21 protein-coding genes are annotated in these 24,982 nt (G+C 68.0%); 17 read left to right on the top strand and 4 right to left on the bottom strand.

The genetic code is table 11. The annotated features are described in order from the left end of the window. Nucleotides 1–36: 36 nt before the first annotated feature. The 8 genes from lepA to FK267_RS09910 all read left to right on the top strand — a co-directional run bounded on the left by lepA (nt 37) and on the right by FK267_RS09910 (nt 10,645). A complete protein-coding gene (gene lepA / locus FK267_RS09945) occupies nt 37–1,956 on the top strand; it encodes a translation elongation factor 4 (protein WP_051349153.1) in 1,920 nt (639 codons plus the stop codon). A gap of 95 nt (nt 1,957–2,051) precedes the next feature. Beyond that, nucleotides 2,052–2,867 (top strand): MOSC domain-containing protein, encoded by an 816-nt coding sequence (locus tag FK267_RS09940; RefSeq protein ID WP_141407066.1) that lies wholly within the window; start codon nt 2,052–2,054, stop codon nt 2,865–2,867. Nucleotides 2,868–2,943: 76 nt separating this feature from the next. Continuing rightward, nucleotides 2,944–3,954, top strand: a complete 1,011-nt coding sequence (trmB, locus tag FK267_RS09935) for a tRNA (guanosine(46)-N7)-methyltransferase TrmB (protein ID WP_141407065.1) — start codon at nt 2,944–2,946, stop codon at nt 3,952–3,954. Then, nucleotides 3,951–5,267: an MFS transporter gene (locus FK267_RS09930; RefSeq protein WP_141407064.1), complete on the top strand. Its 1,317-nt coding sequence runs from the start codon at nt 3,951–3,953 to the stop codon at nt 5,265–5,267. Before trmB ends, FK267_RS09930 begins: the two co-directional genes overlap by 4 nt. A 35-nt stretch (nt 5,268–5,302) precedes the next feature. After that, complete coding sequence (gene hemW / locus FK267_RS09925; protein WP_232622603.1) at nt 5,303–6,550, top strand: radical SAM family heme chaperone HemW; 1,248 nt, start codon at nt 5,303–5,305, stop codon at nt 6,548–6,550. A gap of 665 nt (nt 6,551–7,215) precedes the next feature. Beyond that, on the top strand, nt 7,216–7,890 hold the full coding sequence (locus FK267_RS09920) for a hypothetical protein (protein WP_249039345.1): 675 nt from the start codon (nt 7,216–7,218) through the stop codon (nt 7,888–7,890). Nucleotides 7,891–8,044: 154 nt separating this feature from the next. Continuing rightward, on the top strand, nt 8,045–9,088 hold the full coding sequence (hemH, locus tag FK267_RS09915) for a ferrochelatase (protein ID WP_141407062.1): 1,044 nt from the start codon (nt 8,045–8,047) through the stop codon (nt 9,086–9,088). Between the two features lie 135 nt (nt 9,089–9,223). Continuing rightward, nucleotides 9,224–10,645 carry a sodium:proton antiporter gene (locus FK267_RS09910; protein WP_141407061.1) on the top strand — a complete coding sequence of 474 codons (1,422 nt, stop codon included), beginning with the start codon at nt 9,224–9,226 and terminating at the stop codon, nt 10,643–10,645. Nucleotides 10,646–10,847: 202 nt separating this feature from the next. On the opposite strand, the gene FK267_RS09905 is transcribed toward FK267_RS09910, so the two are convergent. Further along, the gene (locus FK267_RS09905; RefSeq protein ID WP_141407060.1) at nt 10,848–11,924 is read right to left on the bottom strand and encodes a DUF3097 domain-containing protein; all 1,077 of its coding nucleotides are present in this window, start codon (nt 11,922–11,924) and stop codon (nt 10,848–10,850) included. A 171-nt stretch (nt 11,925–12,095) separates the two neighbouring features. Between FK267_RS09905 and hrcA the strand changes: the two genes are divergently transcribed. Next, nucleotides 12,096–13,181: a heat-inducible transcriptional repressor HrcA gene (hrcA, locus tag FK267_RS09900; protein WP_075378173.1), complete on the top strand. Its 1,086-nt coding sequence runs from the start codon at nt 12,096–12,098 to the stop codon at nt 13,179–13,181. Between the two features lie 91 nt (nt 13,182–13,272). Continuing rightward, the gene (gene dnaJ / locus FK267_RS09895) at nt 13,273–14,397 is read left to right on the top strand and encodes a molecular chaperone DnaJ (protein WP_141407059.1); all 1,125 of its coding nucleotides are present in this window, start codon (nt 13,273–13,275) and stop codon (nt 14,395–14,397) included. 15 nt (nt 14,398–14,412) lie between these two features. Here dnaJ and FK267_RS09890 read toward each other — a convergent pair whose 3' ends face one another. Then, nucleotides 14,413–15,210, bottom strand: coding sequence for a YggS family pyridoxal phosphate-dependent enzyme (locus FK267_RS09890; RefSeq protein WP_141407058.1), 798 nt, complete (start codon nt 15,208–15,210; stop codon nt 14,413–14,415). A gap of 60 nt (nt 15,211–15,270) precedes the next feature. Here FK267_RS09890 and FK267_RS09885 point away from each other — a divergent pair, with 60 nt between their 5' ends. The 7 genes from FK267_RS09885 to FK267_RS09855 all read left to right on the top strand — a co-directional run bounded on the left by FK267_RS09885 (nt 15,271) and on the right by FK267_RS09855 (nt 20,241). Continuing rightward, nucleotides 15,271–16,083, top strand: a complete 813-nt coding sequence (locus FK267_RS09885; protein ID WP_075378170.1) for a 16S rRNA (uracil(1498)-N(3))-methyltransferase — start codon at nt 15,271–15,273, stop codon at nt 16,081–16,083. An 86-nt stretch (nt 16,084–16,169) separates the two neighbouring features. After that, nucleotides 16,170–16,394, top strand: coding sequence for a hypothetical protein (locus tag FK267_RS09880; RefSeq protein WP_232622597.1), 225 nt, complete (start codon nt 16,170–16,172; stop codon nt 16,392–16,394). Then, nucleotides 16,385–16,729, top strand: a complete 345-nt coding sequence (locus FK267_RS09875; RefSeq protein WP_232622596.1) for a type II toxin-antitoxin system PemK/MazF family toxin — start codon at nt 16,385–16,387, stop codon at nt 16,727–16,729. The genes FK267_RS09880 and FK267_RS09875 overlap by 10 nt, the downstream gene beginning before the upstream one ends. A gap of 147 nt (nt 16,730–16,876) precedes the next feature. Next, nucleotides 16,877–17,494 carry a TetR/AcrR family transcriptional regulator gene (locus FK267_RS09870; RefSeq protein ID WP_141407057.1) on the top strand — a complete coding sequence of 206 codons (618 nt, stop codon included), beginning with the start codon at nt 16,877–16,879 and terminating at the stop codon, nt 17,492–17,494. Between the two features lie 208 nt (nt 17,495–17,702). Next, nucleotides 17,703–18,536, top strand: coding sequence for an ABC transporter ATP-binding protein (locus FK267_RS09865; protein WP_198498159.1), 834 nt, complete (start codon nt 17,703–17,705; stop codon nt 18,534–18,536). Next, nucleotides 18,536–19,282 carry an ABC transporter permease gene (locus FK267_RS09860; protein WP_075378166.1) on the top strand — a complete coding sequence of 249 codons (747 nt, stop codon included), beginning with the start codon at nt 18,536–18,538 and terminating at the stop codon, nt 19,280–19,282. The genes FK267_RS09865 and FK267_RS09860 overlap by 1 nt, the downstream gene beginning before the upstream one ends. 86 nt (nt 19,283–19,368) lie before the next feature. Then, the gene (locus tag FK267_RS09855) at nt 19,369–20,241 is read left to right on the top strand and encodes an EamA family transporter (RefSeq protein ID WP_141407056.1); all 873 of its coding nucleotides are present in this window, start codon (nt 19,369–19,371) and stop codon (nt 20,239–20,241) included. A gap of 88 nt (nt 20,242–20,329) precedes the next feature. Here the strand turns inward: FK267_RS09855 and brxL are convergent, their stop codons facing one another. Continuing rightward, entirely contained in the window at nt 20,330–22,447 is a 2,118-nt protein-coding gene (brxL, locus tag FK267_RS09850) for a BREX system Lon protease-like protein BrxL (protein ID WP_141407055.1), read from the bottom strand. Nucleotides 22,448–22,456: 9 nt separating this feature from the next. Next, the gene (gene pglZ, locus FK267_RS09845; RefSeq protein ID WP_170198626.1) at nt 22,457–24,982 is read right to left on the bottom strand and encodes a BREX-1 system phosphatase PglZ type A; all 2,526 of its coding nucleotides are present in this window, start codon (nt 24,980–24,982) and stop codon (nt 22,457–22,459) included.

The following is a 24,982-nucleotide window of genomic DNA, read 5'->3' as shown; positions in this document are numbered from 1 at the left end:
GGCGGGCCGCCGTCGTGGGAGACTTGGACTAGACCCATGCCGGATATGAGGAAGAGCCAGGAACCGATCTCCGTGTCACCGATCCCCACACCAGAGCAGATGACCAGCGTCCAGCCCGCCGCCACCGAGCAGGCCCGGCTGCGTAACTTCTGCATCATCGCGCACATCGACCACGGCAAGTCCACCCTGGCCGACCGCATGCTCCAGGCCACCGGCGTCGTCCAGCCCCGCGACATGCGCGCCCAGTACCTGGACCGCATGGACATCGAGCGCGAGCGCGGCATCACCATCAAGTCCCAGGCCGTGCGCATGCCCTGGGCCATCGAAGGTGACGACGGCGTCACGCGCGCCTACGCCCTCAACATGATCGACACCCCCGGGCACGTCGACTTCTCCTACGAGGTCAACCGCTCCCTGGCGGCCTGCGAGGGCGCGGTCCTCCTGGTCGACGCCGCCCAGGGCATCCAGGCCCAGACCCTGGCCAACCTCTACATGGCCATCGAGGGGGACCTGACCATCATCCCGGTCCTCAACAAGATCGACCTGCCCGCCGCCGAGCCGGAGAAGCACGCCGAGGAGATCGCCTCCCTCATCGGCTGCGACGTCGACGACGTCCTCAAGGTCTCGGGCAAGACCGGCCAGGGCGTGCCCGAGCTGCTCGACCGGATCGTCGAGACCGTCCCACCCCCGCACGGCGACCCCGAGGCCCCGGCCCGCGCCATGATCTTCGACTCCGTCTACGACACCTACCGCGGCGTGGTCACCTACGTGCGCGTCGTCGACGGCGCCCTCAAGCCCCGCGAGCGCATCGAGATGCTCTCCACCAAGGCCGTCCACGACCTGCTGGAGATCGGCGTCATCAGCCCCGAGCCCACGCCGTCGGCCGGGCTGGGGGCCGGCGAGGTCGGCTACCTCATCACCGGGGTCAAGGACGTGCGCCAGTCCAAGGTCGGTGACACGGTCACCTCCGCGGCGGCGCCAGCCGACGAGCCCCTGTCGGGCTACCAGGACCCCAAGCCCATGGTCTTCTCCGGCCTGTTCCCGGTGGACGGCTCGGACTTCCCGGCCCTGCGCGACGCCCTGGACAAGCTCAAGCTCAACGACGCCGCCCTGACCTACGAGCCGGAGACCTCCGTGGCCCTGGGCTTCGGCTTCCGCTGCGGCTACCTGGGCCTGCTGCACCTGGAGATCATCCGCGAGCGCCTGGAGCGCGAGTTCAACCTGGACATCATCTCCACCGCACCCTCCGTGGTCTACGAGGTGACGATGGAGGACCGCAGCACGCACACGGTGACCAACCCCAGCGAGTTCCCCGAGGGCAAGGTCTCCTCCGTCTCCGAGCCGGTGGTGCGGGCCACGATCCTGACCCCCAGCGAGTTCGTGGGCACGGTCATGGAGCTGTGCCAGTCGCGTCGCGGCACCATGCAGGGCATGGACTACCTCTCCGAGTCCCGCGTGGAGATGCACTACGTGCTGCCACTGGCGGAGATCGTCTTCGACTTCTTCGACGCTCTGAAGTCGCGTACCCGTGGCTACGCCTCCCTGGACTACGAGGCGGACGGCTCCCAGGACGCCAACCTGGTCAAGGTCGACATCCTGCTCAACGGGGACAAGGTGGACGCCTTCAGCGCCATCGTCCACCGCGACTCGGCCTACTCCTACGGCGTCATGATGACCAAGCGTCTCAAGGACCTCATCCCGCGTCAGCAGTTCGAGGTCCCCGTGCAGGCGGCCATCGGCACCCGCGTCATCGCCCGCGAGACCATCCGGGCCCTGCGCAAGGACATGCTCGCCAAGTGCTACGGCGGTGACATCACCCGTAAGCGCAAACTGCTGGAGAAGCAGAAGGAGGGCAAGAAGCGCATGAAGGCCATCGGCCGGGTCGAGGTGCCTCAGGAGGCCTTCATCGCGGCCCTTGGCGCGGACACTCCCACCGGTGCCAAGCCGGGCAAGTAGCGCCGCCGGCAGGCACGAGCAGGATCGAGCAGGGCTGAGTAGGACCGAGCAGGACTAGGACGGCGCCGGCGGACGACGGAAGGACGGCTGCGGACATGAGTGACACGAGCAGGCAGACCACGGTTGACGCTGCCCTGAGCGACGACGGCTCCGGCCTGGTTCTGACCCGGGAGCTGGCCCGGGTGCTGGGTGAGCCCCACGCCGGTGCGGACGGGCGCCACCAGGACGAGCCCTCACCGTTCCACGACGGCGACCTGGTGGGAACCGTCGGCGCGGTGTGCACCGTCAAGGGGCTGCGGCCCGACGCCGGAGCGGCGGGCGTCTCGGCGATCCACAAGGGCGCCGTCGACGGGCCGGTTGAGGTGAGCCGGACCGGGATCGTCACCGACAGGCACGGGGACCGTGCCCACCACGGGGGCAGTGATAAGGCCCTCTACGTCATGAGCGCCGCTGAGCAGCGTCACTGGTCCGAGGTCCTGGGCGGTATCGAGCCGGGGCGGCTGGGGGAGAATCTCCTCATCGAGGGCGACATCGACGACGTGGAGATCGGCGCGATCCTGTCCATCGGCGACCCGAGCAACGCAGGACTGCGGGTCAGGGTGACCGGCGTGCGCAACCCGTGTGCCACCTTCGCCCGCGGTGTGGGCCGTGCGGACTGGGTGGAGGTCTTCTCGGCGCGCAACCGGGTGGGCGTCTACCTGGCGGTGCTCACCGAGGGGACGGTGCAGGCCGGCGACGAGGTGCGCGTGGTCTCCTCCCCGGGGCACCGGGTCACCTGCAGGCGCTGGTTCGCCCACCACGACCCGCGCGACGCCCAGGGACTGCTCAACTCCGAGATCTTCGGCAACTGCGTCATCGCCGACTTCACCAAGAAGTACGTGCGGGCCGCCGCCCACGAGCAGGTCGGCTGACGGCGCCGCTGGGTGCCCGACGACCCCGGGCAGACGGTTTCGAGACCTCACAGAAGTAAAGGACGCAAGGCTCCGCATGGCTCAGCACCACCCGCCCCGCTCCCACGCCATCCACTCCAGGGTGCGCTCCTTCTCGCGCGCCGGCGGCAGGCTGCGTCCCGTCCAGGCCGAGGCCCTGGCCCAGCTTGGCCCCCGCTACGTGGTCGATGTGCCGCGGGCCGACGCCGTGCGCACCGTGTCCCCGAGCTTCCGCCTCGATCCGGAGAAGGTCTTCGGACACATGGGCCAGGTGCGGCCGCTGATCGTCGAGGTCGGCTCGGGCAGCGGTGAGGCCCTCCTGGCGCATGCAGCCGCCCACCCGGGGGTGGACTACCTGGCGGTGGAGGTCTGGGAGACCGCCATCGCCCGCCTGGTGACCTCGATCCACCGTCAGGGCCTGCACAACGTGCGCGTCGTCCCCGCCGACGCCTCCCAGCTGCTGGCCACGGCCCTGCCGGTGTCCTGCGCCAGTGAGGTGTGGGTGTTCTTCCCCGACCCCTGGCGCAAGCCCCGCCACCGCAAGCGCCGTCTGGTGACCACGGCCTTCGCCGACTCGGTGGCCCGGGTGCTGCGTCCCGGAGGGGTGTGGCGCCTGGCCACCGACTGGGCGGACTACGCCTGGCAGATGCGCGACGTCATCGAGGCCGTGGCGGCGCTGCCCACCGGCCTGCGCCCGGACATCACCCTGCCCTACTTCCGGCACGACGACGCCGGTGCTCGCCCCGACCTGGGGGCCGAGACCGCCGAGGAGGACAGCCTGGGCAACGGCCTGGACCCCGGATCCCCGGCGGGCGTGCGCGGCGGGTGGTCACCCCGTTACGAGGGTCGGGTCATGACCCGCTTCGAGCAGCGGGGCCTGGATGCCGGGCGCACGATCCGCGACCTGACCGCCGTGCGCACCGAGGCGGCCTGGATCCCCGAGCGCGGCGCCTCCATGCTGGATCACCTCGAGGCCGAGGGGCAGGTCTGGAACCACCTGGAGTCCCAGCCCTGGCGCCTGCGTGAGGGACGCGGCGACGGCCTGCTGCACCCGGCGGACCGGTCGTGAGCGCAGCTGCCAGGCTGCCCCGCCGCGCCTGGCTCATGGCCATCGTCGTCGGCTTCCTCGGGTTCTGCGCGGTCCTGCGGGCACCGGTCGGCGTCATCCCGCCCCTGCTGACGCGCCTGGGGCAGGACCTGGGGATGGGGGAGGTGGCACGCGGCGCACTGACCTCCGTGCCGATCCTGTGCTTCGGGCTGCTCACCCCACTGGCCTCGATGGTGGTACGCCGCGTCGGCATCAACACCGCGGGCCTGCTCACCCTGGTCATGGCTCTGGCCGGGGCACTGCTGCGCTCGGCCGGCACCACCTGGGCGGCCTTCGCCGGAACCGTCATCATCGGGGCGGGGCTGACGGTGGGCAACCTGGTGGCGCCCATGGTCATCGGCCGCGACTTCTGGCACCGCACCTCACTCATGACGGGCCTGTACTCCTCGACCTGCAATGTCATCGTCACCGCGGCCACAGCCCTGGCCGTACCGCTGGCCCTCCTCATCGGCTGGCAGGGCTCGGCCGCCGCCTGGACTGCCATCCCGGTGCTGCTGGCCGGTGCCATGTGGCTGTGGGTCTTCCCGCCCGGCAGCCAGGCGCCCCGGCAGAGCCTGCGGGAGCGGTCAGGCATGACCTCCTGGGTGACGGAGCGCTCCCTGGCCCGTCCGACGTCGTCGACCGGTGCCGCCGTCTGGAAACGCCCCCTGACCTGGGTGATGGCGGTGGCCTTCGCGGCCCAGACCTTCTCCTACTATGCGATCTCGGGGTGGCTGCCCACGGCCCTGGTCGACGAGCTCTCCATGAGCGAGTCCGGTGCGGGCGTCGCTGCCTCCGTGTTCTCCCTGCTGGGAATCGTGGGCCCCCTCCTGGTCCCGGTCATGTTCGAGGCGCTGGGGTGGCCGGCCAGCAGGGTCCTGGGCGTCATCTGCGCCTGCTGGCTCATGCTGCCGATCTGCCTGACAGTGGCCCCCACCTACTGGCTGGTGCCTTGCATGCTCTCCGGTATTGCGCAGGGCGCCTTCTTCGCCGCCCTGTTCACCCTGGTCATCCGCCGCTCGTCGTCGGTCGACGAGAACCGCCAAACCACCGCGGTCATCCAGACGACCGGCTACTGCCTGGCCGCCACGGGGCCGGTGGTCATGGGCTGGGTCCATGAGCACAGCGGCGGCTGGGTGGCTCCTTTCGCCATGGTCGTGGGGGTACTGGTGCTTATGACCGTGTGCGCCCAGATCGCGGCCCGCGCCGGCGACTCCGGCAGGCCTGAGCCGGCCATTCCCGCCGGCGTCCTGTCCGGCGACGACGAGCAGGCCGAGCAAGGCGGCGACCAGTGAGCCCGACCCAGCCAGTGGGGGAGCCCCTGCCGGGGATGGGGGAGCTGCCGGCGCAGGCGGCAGCCTCCGCACCGGACGGCAATGAGCGCCCGTTCTCGGTGTACCTGCACGTGCCCTACTGCCGAGTGCGTTGCGGCTACTGCGACTTCAACACCTACACGAACCTGACCATGGGGCAGGGCGCCTCGGCCGAGGACTTCGTGGGAACCCTCGCCGGCGAGCTGCGCGCCGCCCGCCGCGCCATGGACAAGGCGGGCCTGCCGGTGCGCGCTGCGCAGACCGTCTTCGTGGGCGGAGGAACCCCCACCATGCTGCCCGCCGCCGACCTGGTGAGCATGCTGGAGCTGGTGCGCGAGTGCTTCGGGCTTGCTGCCGACGCGGAGGTGACCACGGAGGCCAACCCGGACTCCGTGGACGAGGCCGGCCTGGCAGCCCTGGCCGAAGGCGGCTTCACCCGGGTCTCCTTCGGGATGCAGTCGGCCGTGCCCCACGTGCTGAAGGTCCTGGAGCGCACCCACGAGCCCGCCCGGGTGCCCCGCGTGGTGGAGTGGGCACGACGGGCGGGCCTCAGTACCTCCCTGGACCTCATCTACGGGGCGCCGGGGGAGTCCGCTGAGGACTGGCAGCGCTCCCTGGACGCGGTGACCCGCATCGGCCCGGACCACGTGAGCGCCTACGCCCTGGTCATCGAGGAGGGCACTCGCATGTGGGGGCAGGTCCGTCGCGGAGAGCTGCCCATGCCCGAGGACGACGACGAGGCCACCAAGTACGAGATGGCCGACGCCGCCCTGGGGCAGGCCGGCTACGAGTGGTACGAAATCTCCAACTGGGCTCAGCCCGGCTCCGAGTGCCGCCACAACCAGGCCTACTGGCTCGACTGGGACTGGTGGGGCGCCGGGCCCGGAGCCCACTCCCACCTGGGGGACGTGCGCCTGTGGAACACCAAGCACCCGGTCGCCTGGGCCGGGCAGATCGCCACTGGTCACCTGCCCGTGGCCGGACACGAGGTCATTGACGCCGACTCCCGCGAGCTGGAGCGGATCATGCTGGGCATCCGCCTGCGTGAGGGCATCGAGCTGGCGAGCCTCGGGAACCGGCCGGACTGCCCCTCAGCAGACCGGCCTGATAGGGGCCGAGCCACCCCACCGCACCTGGTGCCCGTCGTGGCCGGCCTCGTCGGCGATGGACTCCTCGACGCCGGCGCGGCACTGAGAGGCCGGGCGGTCCTCACCCTGCGCGGCCGTCTCATGGCCGACACCGTCACCCGCGCCCTGACCCAGTGAGCCCGAAGCCGATCCGAACTTCTGGTAGGTTGGGGTTTCGATCTGCTATCGAAGGTATTCTGACTGCGCTTTCCATCTGGCTCAAGCGCGTACTTGCGGCTCTCATTATTCTAGGGCTGATCGGAGCAGTTCTTAATCGTTTTTCGCAGCCCGGTGGAAACTGCGGGAGAGCCAGAAGATGCGGCAGTAAGTGGTGTCGCGTGGCGCGTCGAGGGCATCTCCTGGGCGCCACCACGGAGGTCGTCCTCGCGCTCCGCTTCAGTAGGATGAAGGTCCTTGCTGTGAGTAGGCAGGTGCGGGCCGCTCACGATCTACCCCTGCTGATGTCTTGATATTTTCAGTGTAGTGCCAGGGAGTTGTGGCAATCTGACGGGATGACTACTCCACAGTATCCAGGTTACCCAGACGACGGTTCCCAGGCTGGTGGTGTCCCTCAGGGAGCAGGTATCCCCGGCTATGGGCCGCAACCAGGCTACGACCCCCAGGCCGGGAGCGTTCCGGGCTACGGGGCACAGCCCGGCTACGGGGCTGGCCCCGACCCTCAACAGCAACCCGGCTATGGCCCTCAGCCCGGGGCGACGCAGGGATACGGTCCTCAACCCGCTGCCGGTCCGGACTACGCCTCCCAGCCGGGGGCCGTCCCGGGCTACGGTCCCCAGCCCGGTATGGGCACCGGTGGAGGGATGCCTCCTTATCCTCCAGGTGCGATGGGAGGGGCGCCGCTGAGCGTCGGTGACGGCATGTCCTGGGCGTGGTCCAAGTTCAAGGAGAATGCGCTCATTCTCGTTGTGGGTATGGGCCTGTGGACTGTTCTTTCCAGCTTCACTGTAGAGGCCCACTACACTGTCAACGGAGAGGAGCACGGCTTCGGCCTGGGAGTTCCCTTCGGAACCTATATCGCCTTAGCCATTGGTCTCTTCGCTAGTATCGTGACCACTCACATGGCGATCAAGGTGGCCACCGGGAGACCCTTGGCCTGGGGCGACCTGTTCACTTTCCCGAACTTCGGTGCGAGCCTTCTCGCGGCTTTTCTCACGTGGCTCGCCACGTCCGTGGGCTCCCTCCTGTGTGTTGTTCCAGGCATTATCGCGGCCTTCCTCTTCCACTACTCGGTGTACTTCACTGTGGACAAGGGGATGGACGGCATCGCCGGAATGAAGGCGTCCTGGGCCACTCTGTCCAGTCATGTCGGAGAGCTCTTCCCCTTCGCTCTGACCGGTGTTGGCCTCTACATTCTCGGCGCGATCACACTGATCGGCTGGCTGGTGACGGTCCCGCTGGTGATGTTGCTCTCCGCCTACTCCTACGTGCGCATCCAGGGCTACGACGTCGTTCGCTGACCTCATCCCCCCCAGTCTCCTTCGCGCCCCGCCAGCTCCAGCCGGCGGGGCGCGAACTCGTTGCGAGCTGGAGGGCGCACCCGCTCGGCTAGAGTGAGGCCGACGTCGCTCAACGCCGTCGTCGAGAACGATCCTTCCCCTCCCAAGGTTATCCGTGCCCCTGAGCCCCACCATCCCTGACCCGCGTGACGCGGACGAGCGCCCCGCCCTCATCCTGGCCAACCTCGGCACGCCAGCGGCCCCCACGGCCAGAGCCGTCCGGCCCTTCCTGCGGGAGTTCCTCTCCGATCGCCGGATCGTTGAGACGCACCCCCTCCTGTGGCGCCCCGTCCTGGAAGGCATCATCCTGCGGGTGCGACCTCGCGCGTCGGCGGCGAAGTACGCCACCATCTGGCGCCCCGGCGAGGAGACCAGCCGCTCGGGCTCCCCGCTCATGCACTACAGCGAGCGCCAGGGCGAGCTGCTCCAAGACGAGCTCGGCGAATCGGTCCAGGTCCGTATCGCCATGCGCTACGGGCAGCCGGCCCTGCGCCGCGTCATGGGTGAGCTCATGGAGGCCGGCTGCCGCAGGATCGCCCTCATCCCGCTCTACCCGCAGTACGCCGCCTCCTCGGCCGGCACCGTCGTCGATGAGGCCGCCCGCTTCATCCTGGCCTCCCGCAACCAGCCCGAGCTGCGCACCATCCGCTCCTTCGAGACGGCGCCCGCCTACATCGAGGCCCTCGCCACCGCCCTGGAGCAGCACTGGCAGGTCCACGGCCGTCCCGACCCGGCCGCCGGCGAGCGCCTCCTGCTGTCCTTCCACTCCATCCCCCAGGCCATGCATGACGCCGGAGACCCTTACCGCTCCGAGTGCGAGCGCACCGCCCAGCTCCTCTCAGGGCGACTCGACCTGCCCGAGGGCCTCGCCCAGCTCACCTTCCAGTCCGTCTTCGGGCCCGCCGCCTGGATCGGGCCGGCCACCATCGACACCGTCGAAGAGCTGGGCCGCGCCGGCTGCCCCCGCCTCGACGTCATCTGCCCCGGCTTCGTCTCGGACTGCCTGGAGACTCTCGAGGAGATCAACCAGCTCAACCGCGAGACCTTCACCACTGCCGGGGGCGGCAGATTCCACTACGTCCCCTGGGGCAACGACTCCGACGGCGTCGTCGCCACCCTGGCTCAGCAGGCCAGAAAGGTACTGGCCGGCTGGATCTGAGGCCGGCGCGGTCCCGCGGCCGCAGCAGGCCGGAAAGTCAGTCTCAGCACGAGAGACCACAGGCCCTCACCGGGGAAACTGATGCCCGGGACGGTATGGTGACGCGAACAGTCCCGATTCTGTGAGGAAAATGCCGTGCATCTTGAGTGGTGGTCCGTCCTGCCCTTTGCGGGCATGCTCGCCTGTATCGCCGTCCTACCGCTGATCCCGGCCACGGCCCACTGGTGGGAGAAGCACTCCAGCCAGCTGATCGTCGCCGTGGGCCTGGGGGTGCCGGTGGCCGCATGGATGTGGGTTGCCCTGGGCTGGACGTCCGTCTTCGCCGCCGTGGTGGAGTACGTCCAGTTCATCTGCCTGCTGCTGGCCCTGTTCGTCGTCTCCGGAGGTATCTTCCTCAAGGGCGACATCCGGGCCACGCCCCGCAACAACACGATCTTCCTGGCCATCGGCGGAGTCATCGCCTCCTTCGTGGGTACCACCGGTGCCGCCATGCTCCTCATCCGGCCCCTGCTGGCCACCAACAAGGAACGCCACTACCGGGTGCACACGGTGCTGTACACGATCTTCATGGTGGCCAACTGCGGTGGGCTCCTCACGCCCCTGGGCGACCCGCCCCTGTTCCTGGGCTTCCTGCGCGGGGTGCCCTTCACCTGGACCTTCAACCTCCTGCGTGAGTACCTCTTCGTCAACGCCATGCTGCTGGCGAGCTACTACGCCCTGGACTCCTACTACTACTCCCAGGAGCCCGCCAAGGCCGTGCACGACGACGACACCGAGATCGAGCCCCTGGGCCTCAAGGGCTCGCTCAACTTCGTCTTCTTCGCCGCCATCATCGCCGCCGTCGCCTTCGCCCCCTCCGTTGACGTCCACGCCATCGAGGAGGGTCACGCCGCCCTGGGCGACTGGATCCCCGTTCGCGAGTTCATCATGCTCGCCTCCGCGGCCGGCTCCTACTTCCTGGGCAGCCGCGAGGTCCGCTTCAAGGACAACCAGTTCACCTGGGGGCCCATCGCCGAGGTCGCCATCCTGTTCATCGGCATCTTCCTCACCATGATCCCGGCCCTGCACTACCTCGACGAGGTGGCCGGCTCGCTGCCGCTCAACGAGGTCACCTTCTTCGTCTTCACCGGTGGCCTCTCCTCCGTCCTGGACAACGCCCCCACCTACGCGACCTTCTTCGAGATGGCCGGCAAGGTCTCCCACCCCGGCGGCGCCGACGTTGCCGGGATTCCCGAGCTTTACCTCGTGTCCATCTCGCTGGGCGCCGTCCTGTGCGGAGCCATCACCTACATCGGCAACGGCCCGAACTTCATGGTCAAGTCTGTCGCAGAGTCCGACGGCGTTGAGATGCCCAGCTTCGGCGGTTACGTGGGGCGCTCCATGAAGCACCTGGTGCCGATCATCGCCGCCATGGTCCTGCTCTTCATCGCCCCGGGCCTCCTGTGGAAGGCCCTGGGCGGAGTGCTCACCGTGGGGCTGCTGGCGCTCGACGCCCGTCTGCTGTCCCAGTCCCGCCGCCTGGCACTGGCCGACCAGGCCGAGGCCGCTGAGGGCTGAAGCGCCTGTCGGACTGGAGGGGGACCGGCGCCTGCTGTGAGAGCCGGATGAAGTCTCCGCCTGTTCGTACCTTATGTTGCGCGTTCGTACCCTCTACCCCTCGAACGCGCGCCGTAAGGTACGACCGCGACGTCGGTGTCCACTTCTACTTCCATGGCCCTATGAGGTCCCCCGAGAGGGGTGAGCTGAGGACCCAGGCTCGTCAGTGCGTTCCCGGGGCGGTGACGAAGTCGATGAGCTCCTCCATGCGGCCCAGCAGGCTCGGCTCGAGGTCCTTGTAGGAGCGCACCGTCGCCAGGATGCGCTGCCAGCCCCGGGCGACGTCAGCCTGGTCGGCGTGCGGCCAGCCCAGTGCCTCCAGGGTGCCGTGCTTGATGTCGGTGCCCCGCGGGATGTCCGGCCAGCGCTCCAGCCCCACCCGGGCCGGCTTGACCGCCTGCCACACGTCCACATACGGGTGCCCCAGGACCAGCACGTTCTCCCCGCCGGGCATCTCGGACACCCGCTGGGCGATCCGCGACTCCTTGGAACCGGCCACCAGGTGGTCCACCAGGACGCCGGCCCGCCGCTCGGGGGCCGGACCGAAGTCGGCCATAACCTCCTCAAGGTTGTCGACGCCGTCGAGCATGAGGACGACGACGCCCTCGTGGCGCAGGTCGTCACCCCAGACCTTCTCCACCAGCTCGGCGTCGTGCTTGCCCTCCACCCAGATGCGCGAGGCGCGCGCCACCTTGGCCCGCTCACCCTCAACCGCGTAGGAGCCCGAGGCCGTCAGCCGCCTGCCGGCGGCGCTCACCGCGCCGGTGGGCTTGCGCTTGCGTGCCACGGGCGGGTCCAGGATCACCGGGCGGCCCTCGATCCAGAAACCCGGCCCCAGAGCGAAGCCGCGGCGCACACCGTGGCGGTCCTCCAGGACCACGACGTGCTGGCCGCCCGACTTCTCCACCGCCACCGCGGCCCCGACGAAGCCGGTCTGGCGGTCCTCAACCACCAGTCCCGGCGTCACCGGCACGTGCACCGACTCCGGGCGTATGGCGCCGGGCCCCGTGCGGTGCGGGTTGACCGACAGCACGTCCCCGCCATAGCGGTCACTCGACGAGGGCCTGCGGGCAGTGGGTGTGCTCGCAGCCGCCCCGCCTCGCGAGCGTGAAGCGGCCGGGGCGCCCTGCGCCTGCTGCTTCTGCTCCGCCTCGGCGCGAGCCCTCAGGGCGGCGCGGCGGGCGGCGGTCGATCCGGGAACGGGGGAGCGGTACGGGGCGGGCGTGTTCACCCTCGGCACGGTAGGGGAAACTCACGGTCCACCGGCGGTGGACCCGCCGGACCACAGCGTAGGATGGCACTCACGTGGGGTGAGTGCTAATCGCTGGCCGCACCCCACCGGTGTGCGGGCGGCCTGTCGCCTAACGCCAGCACTGATCGCGTTTCGGCACTGATGAGGGGAGGAGGACCCGTGGCCAACGATCGACGTCTCAAGGTCCTGTCCGCCATCGTCACCGACTACGTGCGCACGCGCGAGCCCGTCGGGTCCAAGGCCCTCGTGGAGCGCTACCGCCTGGGCGTGTCCCCGGCGACCATCCGCAACGACATGGCGGCCCTGGAGGATGAGGGCTACATCCACCAGCCGCACACCTCCGCCGGGCGCGTACCCACCCAGAAGGGCTACCGGCTCTTCGTCGACGAGGTCGCCCGCATCAAGCCCCTCTCGGCACCCGAGCGAGCCGCCATCACCGCGCTCCTGTCCGGAGCGGTCGACCTGGAGCAGGTCGTGGCCCGCACCGTGCGGGCCCTGGCCCAGCTGACCGGCCAGCTCGCCGTCGTCGAGTACCCGAGCCTGCGGTACGCGGCGCTCCAGCACCTCGAGCTCGTGGCCCTGGGGCCCGAGCGCGTCCTGCTGGTCATCATCACCGACACCGGCCGCGTCGACCAGCGCACCGTGACCCTCAGGTCCCGGGGTTCCCTGAGCGCGCGCCATGACGGGGGCTTCGACATCGCCGACGTCGTCGACCCCCTCGTCCTGGAGCGCCTGCGCACCCGGCTCAACGGCGCCCTCGCGGGCCGCCGCGCCGCCGACGTCGCCCCGATCCTGGCGGCCCTGGCCGAGCAGGCGTCCGCCGACGAGCGCTTCCTGCTCGAGGCCGTCTCCGACGAGCTCATCACCGCCCTGCGCCCCGACGCGGAGGAGCGGCTCGTCGTCGCTGGGACCGCGAACCTGGCTCGCGCCACCCCCGACTTCTCCTCCCTGGGGCCCCTCCTGGACGCCGTCGAGGAGCAGGTGGTGCTGCTTCGCCTGTTCACCGCCGACAACGGCGCCCCGGCCGGCGAGAACCGGATGCGCGTGAGCATCGGCTCGGAGAACAACGACGACGCCCTGGCCGAGGCCTCCGTCGTCACCACCACCTACGGGCCGGGCACCGGTGAGGCCGTCGCCCACCTCGGGGTCATCGGCCCTACCCGTATGGACTACCCGGCCACCATGACCGCCGTCCGGGCCGTGGCCCGCTACCTGTCCCGGTTCCTGTCCCCACCGGAGACCTGAGAACCGGCCTGCCCGACCCGCCCCAAGCGGCCCGGCCGGGCACGCCCCCAGACCACCACCGCAGAAGTCGTAGCCGTAAAGGAAGAACGCAGTGAGCAACTACTACGAGGTCCTCGGCGTCAGCCGCGACGCCAGCCCCGAGGAGATCAAGAAGGCCTACCGCAAGAAGGCCCGCCAGCTGCACCCCGACGTCGCCGGCCCCGGCCACGAGGACGAGTTCAAGGAGGTCTCCTCCGCCTACGAGGTCCTCTCCGACCCCGACAAGCGCCAAATGTACGACCTGGGCGGGGAGGACGCCGTGCGAGGCGGCGGCGGATTCGGCGGAGGGTTCGCCGGAGCCGACTTCGGCGACCTGGGCGGCATCTTCCAGTCCTTCTTCGGCGGGGGAGCGGCCAGCCGCGGACCGGCCTCCCGGGCCCGCCGCGGCCAGGATGCCCTCGTTGCCGTGGACGTGGAGCTCGCCGACGTCGCCTTCGGAGCGACCCGGTCGGTCCCCATCGACACCTACGTCACCTGCACCGCCTGCGACGGCTCCTGCTGCGCACCGGGCACCGAGCCGGTCACCTGCTCCCAGTGCAACGGGGTCGGCAACGTCCAGCGCATGACCCGCACCCTGCTGGGACAGGTGATGACCTCCTCGCCCTGCCCGGGCTGCCAGGGCTACGGCACCGTCATCGTCACCCCCTGCAAGGACTGCTCCGGCGAGGGCCGCACCCGGGTGCGCCAGGACCTGGAGGTCTCCATCCCCGCCGGGGTGTCCACCGGGACCCGGATCCGCATGTCCGGGCGCGGCGAGGCCGGCCCGGCCGGTGGCCCCAACGGCGACCTCTACCTGGAGATCCACGAGAAGCCGCACGAGTTCCTCGAGCGTGACGGCGACGACCTCTACACCGAGCTGCGCGTGCCCATGACCGCGGCCGCCCTGGGTGCCGTCTTCCCGCTGCAGACCCTCGACGGCGAGCAGAACGTCACCGTCAAGGCCGGCAGCCAGCCCGGCGACGAGGTCGTCCTCGACGGCCTGGGCGTGGGGCGCCTGCGCCGCAAGGGCCGCGGGGACCTGCACGTGTCCATCGTCGTGGAGACCCCCACGCGCCTGGACGACCGTCAGCGCGAGCTGCTGGCCGAGCTGGCCCGCCTGCGCGGGGAGGACGACGTCGAGCCCGTGCGCGACTCGAGTGTCATGGGCAAGCTCAAGGAGCGCTTCTCCGGGCGCTAAGCAGGCGACCCGTAGCTAAGCGTTCTGAGGCGTCTCGGGCCAGTAGTGGGAGTCGGGGGTGGCCCGGGCCCCGAAGATCGCCTGGCCGACCCGCACGCAGGTGGAGCCGCCCTCGATGGCGGCCTCGAAGTCCCCGCTCATTCCCATCGACAGCAGTCCGTCGCCGACGGTGCCCGCTTCGAGCGCGGCGTCGCGCAGCCGGCGCATGACGCTGAAGCACTCGCGCACCCGTGCCTCGTCACTGGTGTTGGCGGCCAGGGTCATGAGCCCACGCACCCGCAGCGAGGAGTAGGCCGGTAGCGCTGCGAGGAAGTCTGCGACGTCGTCGGGCTCCAGCCCGAACTTACTGGGCTCGCCCGAGGAGTTGACCTGCACGTAGACGTCCAGGCCCCGCCCGGCCGCCTGGAGGCGCCGGTCAAGGGCCTCGGCCAGGCGCAGGGAGTCCAGGGCCTGGAACTCGTCAGCGAAGGCGGCCACGTTCTTGGCCTTGTTCGTCTGCAGGTGGCCGATGACCGACCAGGAAATGCCCAGGTCCGCCAGGTTCTCACTCTTGCGCTGGGCCTCCTGGACCTTGTTCTCACCCATCTGGGTGATGCCCGCGGCGAAGGCGGTGCGCAGGCGCTCCTCCGGGACGGTCTTGGACACCGGCAGCAGACGGATCTCGGCGGCGTCGCGGCCGGCGCGCTTCGCGGCGGCGTCAATCCGGGCGCGGATGGCGGCCAGGTTGCGGCGGAAGTCCTCCACCGTGACGGCGGTGGTGTAGGCGGGGGATGGGGACGACTGAGGGGTATGGGCGGCTGAAGGCTCGGTCATGGTCACTGACGCTAGCACCGCCGGCGGACACCGGTTCGATACGGCCCGTAGGCTGGAGCCGTGACCGCACCCGTCTTCCTCTTCACGCCCGAGACCATCGAGCCCGCCGACGCCGTCGCCTCGGCCACCTTCGGCACCGTCCTCATGCTCACGGGACCCGAGGCCCGCCATGCCGTGACCGTCAAGCGCCTGCGTGCCCAGGAGCGCGTGGACCTCGTTGACGGCGCGGGCCTGCGTCTGTTGTGCGAGGTGACCGGGGCTGGCGTCGGCGGAGCCAAGGACCGTCTGGCCGTGCGGGTCCTGGAGCGCGTTGAGGAGCCCGAGCCGCCGCTGCGGCTCACCCTCGTTCAGGCCCTGGCCAAGGGCGGGCGCGACGAGCAGGCCGTGGAGACCGCCACCGAGGTCGGGGTGGAACTGGTGCTGCCCTGGCAGTCCGAGCGCTGCGTGTCCGTGTGGCAGGGGGCCAAGCAGGCCAAGGGACGCCAGCGCTGGCAGGCCACCGCCCTCCAGGCCGCCAAGCAGGCCCGGCGGGCCCGCGTCCCCGAGGTCGGGGAGGTGCGGGACACCCGCAGGCTGGCCGACTGGGTGGGGCAGACTGTTCGCGGCGGGGGAGTGGTGCTGGTCCTGCACGAGGAGGCCAGAACCCCGATCAGCACCGCCATGGAGTCGGTGCGCCTGCCCGCGCCCGGAGAGGCACCGCGGGCGCTAGCCGTCGTCGTGGGTCCGGAGGGCGGCATCAGCCCCGAGGAGACGGCGGCCCTGGAGGCCGCCGGGGCGACGACGGTGCGGCTGGGCCCCCACGTCATGCGCACCGCCTCAGCCGGCCCCGTCGCCCTGGCCGTCCTCGCCCACGCCAGCGGCCTGTGGGAGTGAAACGCGCGAGTGCGTTGCTCGAGTCCTGACCAGGGAATGGAATGAGCCGCCTTCACAAGGGTATGACCGTCATACATACTATGAGTATGACTGGCATGACGACGATCAAGGTGGAGCGCAGCACGAGGGACGGCTTGCGGGCCCTGGCGTCAGAGCGCGGGGTGACCATGGATACCGCGCTCAAGGAGCTGCTGGAGGAGGCGGCCCGTGAGCGCCGCTTCGCCGAGGTGCGGCGTGCAATGGAGGTGCATCCGCCGGACGAGACCTACCTCAACGAGCTCCGTGACTGGGAGTCGGAAGCATGGAGCTAGCAGTCCCGGTTGAGCCGGGCGAGGTGTGGTGGGCACTTCCCGACCCTGCTGTCGGGCGAGAGCAGTCCGGGCGCCGTCCGGTCCTCATCGTGTCCAATGAACGATTCCATCGAACGGTGACGACGCTTGTCGTCGTAGTTCCTGTGACAACGAAGGATCGGGGCTGGCCGAATCACGTGGAGCTCAATGCGGGAGCAGGGATGGAGCAGCGGTCGTTTGCCATGACCGAACAGGTGCGCACGATCTCACGTCAGCGTCTCGCCAAAAAGATCGGAGTCGTGGAGGGATCTGTCCTTCGGGACGTGCGCGAATGGCTGCTCGACTACATCAGATAGCACGCGCTGAGAGGTCGCAGAAACAATGATGCTGGCGGCACCTGCCTGCGTGCGGAGGGTCGCGCGGCGGTTGGGAGCCGTAGCGCGGCTGCTTCCCAATGGGGCGGCTTGCGGGCATGCTCTGACTATGAGCGAGACGAGTGAGCGATGAGCCCGAGGGGGCGGCGGCCGGCGGGCAGTCCGGACACGCGCGAGGCCATCCTGGCGGCGGCCCGCACCACATTCGCCCGCGACGGCTACCAGACCTCCCTGCGCGGCATCGCGCGCGACGCTGGCGTCGACCCGGCCCTGGTCCACCACTACTTCCCGGACCGAGCCACACTCTTCGCGAAGGCCGTCATCGAGTCGACCGCCGGGGTCGACGCCAACCTCATGCACCGGGCGGCCTCCATCACCGAGCTCGAGCCCGAGCAGCTGGGGGAGGGGATCGTGCGCGCCGTCATCAGCCTGTGGGACGAGGCTGGGGCGGACCGCTTCACGGCGGTCATCCATGCCGCGCTCGGCCAGGGCGGCGACGTCGAGCCCTTCCGCGACTTCATCGCCACCGGAATCCTCGCGCCGATTGTCACCCACTTCTGCCCCGACCGCCCCCAGCTGCGCGCCCAGCTCATCGCCAGCCAGATCATCGGACTCGGCCTGGCCCGCTGGGTCGCCCGCATGGACCACATCGCCGGCCTCGACGTCGAGGCGCTAGCTGCGCTCGTCGGCCCCACTATCCAGCGCTACGCCTTCGACGACCTGCCCGACGTCACTGATCCCGCCTGATCACTGAGATCGGCTCGGTCTCCGAGCCGAGTTTTGTCCGTTTGGGACGGCTTTGAAGCTGTGATTCTGGCCTGGGGCTCAGCTAAGCCACCCTGACCTGCACGGATGGGAACCGCTCTGGCTGAAGGGGTATTCAAAGTCGTCCCATGTGGACAGTTTCCAGCCCCAGGCTCTGGACAGGGGGTCGCCGTCAACCTATATTCATCACATGATGAAAAGCGATGAAGGAGAAGCGCCCCGGGAGTCGGGGGCCAGCAACCAATCGCACGACTCCAGTCGAGACATCACGGCCTCTGCCTCCTCGGCGCAGCCGGCCGTCACCGCGACGGACCTGCGCGTGACCCGCGGGCGCAAGGAGATCCTCCACGGCCTGAACCTGAACCTGGCGCCCGGCACCATCACCGGCCTGCTCGGCCCCTCGGGCTGCGGCAAGACCACCCTCATGCGCACCGTCGTCGGCGTCCAGCGCTACCACGGGCAGCTCGAGGTTCTCGGGCACGCCCCCGGAGTCGCCGCCGTGCGCGGTCGGGTCGGCTACGTCACCCAGGACCAGGCCGTCTACAGAGACCTGACCGCCCGCCAGAACCTGCGCTACTTCGCCTCCCTGGCCGGCAGCCGGGCCCGCGACCTGGACGAGGTCCTCGACGTCGTCGGGCTCACCTCCCTGGCCGACCGACCCGTGTCCACCTACTCCGGCGGCGAGGCCGGGCGCGTGAGCCTGGCCTGCGCGCTCGTGGCTGACCCCGACCTGCTCGTCATGGATGAGCCGACCGTCGGTCTGGACCCGGTCACCCGCGAGGAGCTATGGACCACCTTCCACGCCCTGGCCGAGCGCGGCGCCACCCTCCTGGTCTCCAGTCACGTCATGGACGAGGCCTTCCGCTGCGACCAGGTCCTCCTCATGCGCCAGGGCTGCATCCTGGCCGCCACCACGGCCAAGGATCTCCTGGCCAGCACCGGGGCGGATACGGTCGACGCCGCCTTCCTGGCCGTCATCGCCGACTCTGAGAGCCGGCCCGAGCAGAAAGGAGGGCAGCGCTGATGCACCTGCGCACCTACCTGGCCACCACTCGCCGCATCCTCACCCAGCTGCGCGCCGACCGGCGCACGGTCGGACTCATCGCGATCGTGCCCGCGGCGCTGCTGACCCTGCTGTACTTCGTCTACCGCGACTATCCCGGCGCGGACCTGATCTTCAACCACATCGCCGTCTCCATGATGGCGATCCTGCCGACGACGGTCATGTTCCTGGTCACCAGCGTCGCCATGCTGCGCGAGCGCGTGAGTGGGACCCTGGAGCGGTTGTGGACCACTCCGATCCACCGGGCCGACCTCCTGTTCGGCTACGCCACAGCCTTTGCGCTGACCGCTGTCATCCAGTCCCTCATCCTGTGCGCTGTGGCCGCCTGGGGCCTGGACGTGGACATCTCCGCCTCCTGGGGATGGGTGGTGCTCACCGCGCTGATCGACGCCTTCGTCGGGGTGTCCCTGGGACTGCTGGTCTCGGCCTTTGCGCGCACCGAGTTCCAGGCCGTCCAGTTCATGCCGGTGGTCATCGCGCCCCAGCTGTTCCTGTGCGGGCTCCTGGTCAGCCGCGACCAGCTGCCGCGTGCCCTGGAGGTGGTCGGTGACGCCCTGCCCATGAGCTGGGCGGTCGACGCCGTCACCGAGCTCACGTTGGCCAGCGAGCCCTCCGACGATTTTTTCCGATACCTGGCCTACCTGATCTGCTTCGGTCTGGTGGTCCTGGGGGTGGCGGCCTCCACCGTGCCGCGCAAGACCCGCTGAGCCGGGAACAGTTCGCAATGGCGGGCGCGAGGACGAGGACCTTCGTGCCCGCCGTGCGGTAGTGCAGGTGGGGTTAGGGTTGCCTTATGTGGATCGTCTTCGCCTGCGGCTCAGCGCTTTTTGCCGGCATCACCGCCGTCCTGGCCAAGGAGGGGATCCGCACCACCGACTCGACCGTGGCGACGGCGCTGCGCACTGTTGTGGTGCTGGCGGGCGCCTGGGGCATGGTGTTTATCGTTGGCTCGCAGGCCGAGCTGGCCCGCCTCGATGCCCGCAGCACCGGCCTGCTGGTGCTCTCGGGGCTGGCGACCGGGGCCTCCTGGCTGTGCTACTTCAAGGCGCTCCAGCTCGGCAACGTCAGCAAGGTCGTGCCGATCGACAAGCTGAGCACAGTGCTGACGGTGCTGCTGGCCCTCATGTTCCTGGGGGAGCGAGTGAGCCTCATCGGTGCGTTCGGAGTGGCTCTGATCGCGGTCGGGACGTTGTTGATGCTCGACGCCGATGACCTGCGCGGCCTGCCCCGGGCCGTGCGCGACGGCGGAGGCTGGCTGCTCTATGCGCTCGGCTCAGCCTTCTTCGCCGCACTCACCGCGATCCTCGGTAAGGCCGGCATCACCGGGGTGGAGTCCAACCTCGGTACCGCGATCCGCACCGGGGTGGTCCTGGTGATGGCCTGGGTGATGGTGGCCGTCACCGGCAAGCTCCGGGAAGTCCGTGCCGTGCCGCGTGGTGAACTCGGCTTCGTCCTGGCCTCCGGGGCCGCGACCTGTGCCTCCTGGCTCTGCTACTACCGGGCCCTCCAGGACGGTCCTGCAAGCGTGGTCGTCCCCATCGACAAGCTGAGCGTCCTGGTCACCGTCCTCTTCTCCGCCCTCGTCCTGCGAGAGGCCGTCAGCAGGCGGTACCTTGCCGGGATGGCGCTGCTCGTTGGTGGGACGCTGGCCATGCTGATCCGTTGAGGGCACCAGCTGTTGGACGATGACTGGCACCGTCGTCACTGTGCCCGCAGTGGGTTTCAGGCAGCTGGCATGGGTGGAGTACCGGGCTCTACTGCTTGCGCATGTATGCGATGGTGAACTCCTTGACCTGGCGGAAGTACTGCTGACGCAGGCGCAGATCGAGCCAGTCGGTATCGAAGGGCTGGAATACGTCCAGTCCGCGTCCCAACATGATGATCCAGTCCGTGTCGGTAGTGATCGAGCGGTCATGGATAGTGTCGTTGAATGAATACTCGAACTTGATGCCGGCGACGGCCGAGTTGGTGCGGATCGTCTCTAGTTTCTCCTGCTGCTTGGTTGCATAGTCCGGATCTTTATCGCATTTGGTGGTCAGGTGGACGGTGATTTCCTTTGTGGTGTCGGTGTATTTGGCGATGGTCTCAATGAGCTCCATCAGGTTGCGCGCCTGGTAGGGCTGGCGGATATACGGGTCAACGACATCGATACGGGTAGCTCCGCGCACATATGGGCCAATATACCGGTCGAAAGTGAAGCCGCGCCTACCTTCGGCGAGCTCGAGACGCTGTTCTTTCAGTTCTGGTCTCGAGTTCTGCTTCTTGGGAGCCACGTCAACGGTGCTGTTGGCGCCGTTGGTTGGAGTGGTCTTATCAGCGGATTCGGAGCGGGCCGCGCCTGCTTCGGTACCCGGGTGGTATAGCTCTGGATACTCGTCTTCCTCCAGAGTAGTCACCTTATGGGTCTGTCCCGCGTGGGTGTATTCGAAGTTGACCGCCGTCATGGTGTCATCGATGCGGATGAGCTGGTCCTTGACGCGTTTACGCCCTTCGAGTGCGATCCGAAGCTGGGCACCGATCTCATCTGGGCTGGCCTGCCCGGAGGGATGGATGAGCTTCATGAGGCCGGAGAAGGTCTTGTGGATGCCATCTCGATCACGAGTGGACAGGTCGTCCGATAGCGCGAAATAGCGTTCATAGTGGTGCGAGTAGTCGATGTCGCGCAAAGAGCGGAGGACCTCGGCCAGGTAGTCGACGACGAAGCCGTAGCCGCCGGAGAACATCTCGCCACGAATCTGCTCGAACTCCCAACCGGGCACGTAGCAGTGGATGCGGTCCAGGAAAGCAGGATCATGGTACTGCTCGGGAAGCTCCTCGAACAGGTCGGAGTTCTTGAGCATATAGGGCACAGTATGGGAGGTGTTGCCAACGAACACCATGGATGCTTCCGCGCCGAGTGTCTCGACACCGCGGGAGAAGGACTTGTTGGCCATGTAGTTCTTCATGATGTCAACGAGTGCGCGGTCGGCACGTTTTTTCTTTCCGGCGAACTCGTCAAAGGCAACGCAGTCCCAGTAGCCGACCAGCCCGATTCTCCCGGAGGCGTTGTTCACGAAGAGTTTCGGGACGGTCACCTCGCCCCCGGAGATCAACATGCCGTGAGGTGAGAACTCGGAGTAGATGTGCGACTTGCCGGTTCCCTTGGGGCCGAGCTCCACCAGGTTGTAGTTGCGCTCAACGAAAGGAATCAGCCGCACCAGGTGAAGGAGCTTGGCGCGGGGGCCGAACATGGCGGGGTTGAAACCGATGGACTGAATGAGTAGGTCGATCCACTCCTCGGTGCTGAACTGTTCCCGGGTGTGAGTATAGGAGTCCAGGTCCAGGCGTGAGAGCTGGATGGGCTTGAGTGAGTGCAACCGCCAGGGAACGTCTTTTGAGTTGCCCGAGTAGGCGTAGACGATGTCGCAGATGCACCAGACACCGCCGGTCAGGAGCTTGGGGTGGTTGCGTACCGTTTCTGCACTGACCTCCACCCTGCTGATGCCCAGGTTGGAGAACTCGGCCTCATAGATGTCCAGCCTCTCATTGAGGGAGACGGAGACCTTGTCAATGATGCGGTGCCGGCCCTTCTCCCGGATGCGCGACTGGATGAGTCGGTTCTCCCCTCGGTGCACGTAGTGGTCCCGGAGGATGGTTCGGACGTGCTCGATGCCGGAACGGATAGTGGCCTCATCGTCCGTGGCCGCGTACTGGCCTAGCAGGTACTCCAGGACGTAAGTGGGCACGATGGCGTTGCCCTTGACGGTCTTGACAAGGTCCTTGCGGACGACGACGCCGGGGAAGGCCGCTGCGATCTTGCGGTCCAGCGGCGTGGGGGAGATGTGTTGTAGCTGGTCAGCCAGCTCGAGCTCGGTGGGTTCCGGGGTTGTCATGGTTGCATCCTAGAAGTCGAAGTCCGCACCAAAGTCGCTGGTGAAGGTTCGTGAGAGGGTGAAATGAGCTTTTTCGCTATAGGGGCGGCGTTGCGAACCGACCAGTTCGTGCAGCCGCAGCTCGATGGTCTTGCCGTTGAAAGCGTCCGCATCCCTACTCAGCGTCAGCGTGAGCGGGAAGAACCGGTCCCTGGCTTCTGGCGAGGCCTGTGAGCAGTCCACTGTGACTTCGTCGGAGATCAGTGTGTTGCCTGCATACAGTCCTGCGACCAGGCGGCGCGCCTTGACCTTCTCTCTGACCGGCTCTTGTTGGAACAGCATGATGGTGATCTGCCCGGTGGTGATCTTGTCAGTTTCGGTGACGATCTTGACGGGAGTTTTGCGAATGTCCGAGGAACGTCCCTTGTTGACGGCGATGACAGGTACCACGACCTCCTGCAGAGAAGCGCCACCGTGCACGAAACGCGTACCGGAGCCGGTGGTGCGGATTCGGTGGATGGAGGCGGGCACTTGAGCCTCGATGTCTCCAACCATCTGAAGCTGCTGGGATGAGAAGGTGATGAATGCGGGGTCTCGCTTGAGGCCGTGCCCCAGCGCGAAGCGATGATTCACATGCAGCAGGGTGTCACCGTGCGGTTTGACAGATAGATAGTCCTGCCCCTCTAAACGGCTTTCCTGGTACAGAAAGCCGTGATCGGCGGTGATGAGGACGTTGTTGACGTTGGCGTTCGCCAGCTTCTTCACCAGCCTGACCAGCTCTTCGATGGCGACCTCACAGGCGCGGAAGGTGTCTGACTCGGTGGCCTGCTTGTCTCCGGTGTTGTCGATCTGGTTGTGGTAGACGTAGAGCAGCTGGTGGCTCTTGACTAAATCGCGGGCGTCAACTGGCTTCATGTCGAGGAGGTCATTGGCCTGGATCGCGGTACCCCCTGCTGACGTGAGTATCCTGCTGCGGTTCTCGGTTCCCGCACTGGGATTACCGTCCACCTCCACTAACCCGTCGTCGGCAAAGGCAAGGGACTTATGCGGCAATAGTGCTGCCATGCCGAGCTGGGTGTAGGAGGGCAGCACCGAAAGCATGGCTGACGGCCTGGCCGTGAAGCGGTCCTCCTGGCTGACACGTCGTGCCAGCTCCTCGCCCACCTCGTAGCGCAGCGCGTCAGAGATGATGACGACGATCTTCTTGCCCTTGTCCAGCCAAGGCCTGCTGACCTGATCAGTGAAGAAAGACGTGGCAGAAGGAACCGAATCGACCTCCCACCGTTCCAAACCCTCGATGTGCCTGCGCCACTCCTGCCCGAGCGGCGTGAGGAAGTCTCTGATGTAAGCTGCTTCTACCGCCGTCTTCAGTATGCCGAGAGCAGAGTCCGGCTCGTAGAGGTTGAGGCTTCGGTTGAACCGCCGATAGGCCTGGTCAATGGTGAACCAGTGCTGGGTGTAGCGCTCGAAGCCATCCTGCAGGGAGGACATGTTCCAAGACCCGGCGTCGATACGAGTCAGCAGGGTTGACGCCGCGCTGACAGCCTCGTAACCGGCCTTGAACTTGCTGTGCCACGGCAACGCAGCACGACTCTGCACGGCCTCCTGTACTTCCTTGTCCGTCAAGCTGCGCTCTTGTACCTGCTGCGCCAGACGCCGGACGATTTCCTGGTCCACCAGAGGGAATGTCCGCCGGCTCAGCAGCTCTGGCAGGTCGAAGTCGGCGACACGCTCCGCAATGCCTAGCAACTCTGCCGCACGACGAGCCAAACGCCGGTAGGACTCGGCGAACCGGAAGTCGTTGTGCCACGTGCTGAAGTCGCGGCGGATGTTGGCGTACTGTTCGGCCCCTAAGTCCGCACGGGTGGGGGCGAACTCTTCCCACGCCCGGTTGAATAGCCACGCCACGAAGTCATCGACGTTGGGCTCTTCCTCGGGGGCGTATCCGTAGATGTTGCGCGTCCCTTTCCAGTGAAACTCGGCGAGTCCCAGGCGAGTGATCGTATCGATGCCGGTGGACTCCCCGTCCGCGTTCTCCATCAGCAGTGCCCGCCAGAGCGCCTCCAACGAGCGCTCCTCAGTGCCCAGCACAACGGCGACCATGGAGGCGGCGATGGCGGCAGCGTCGTCATCCGGGCGCAGGCGGGCCTTGAGCTCGTCGCGGCGCTGCCCGCTGTCGAAAAAGAGCGGGTACTGAGCGACGACGCTACGCAGCGCCGATCCGCCCCCGAGCTCCTGCACCAGGAGCGAGGTGTGGTCCGCGGTGAAGGTCCCGTAAGCGAGCTCCATGTCCTTGAGCCAGTTGTCGGTGACGGTTTCCGGGGTGTCTGGCTCGCGGAAGCGGTAGAGCAGGAACTTGCGCTTCGATTCGGTCAGTAAGACCCGGCGCTTCAGGGCGAACTCGTTGTTTTCCACCCGCAGCACGGTGACGTCCGGGAGGGAGAAGGTATCCAGCGAGTCGGTGTATCTGCCTTCGGGGTCCGACCAGATGACGATCCGCCCGGCTTCGCCGGGACGCTCGAAGCGCTCGCTGAGCTGGCGCAGGATGGCTGTCAT

This window comes from Actinomyces oris, assembly GCF_006546825.1.
Taxonomy (GTDB): Bacteria; Actinomycetota; Actinomycetes; order Actinomycetales; family Actinomycetaceae; genus Actinomyces; species Actinomyces oris.
Note: the sequence above shows the minus strand (reverse complement) of the source record. Positions and strands in the feature narration are given on the sequence as shown.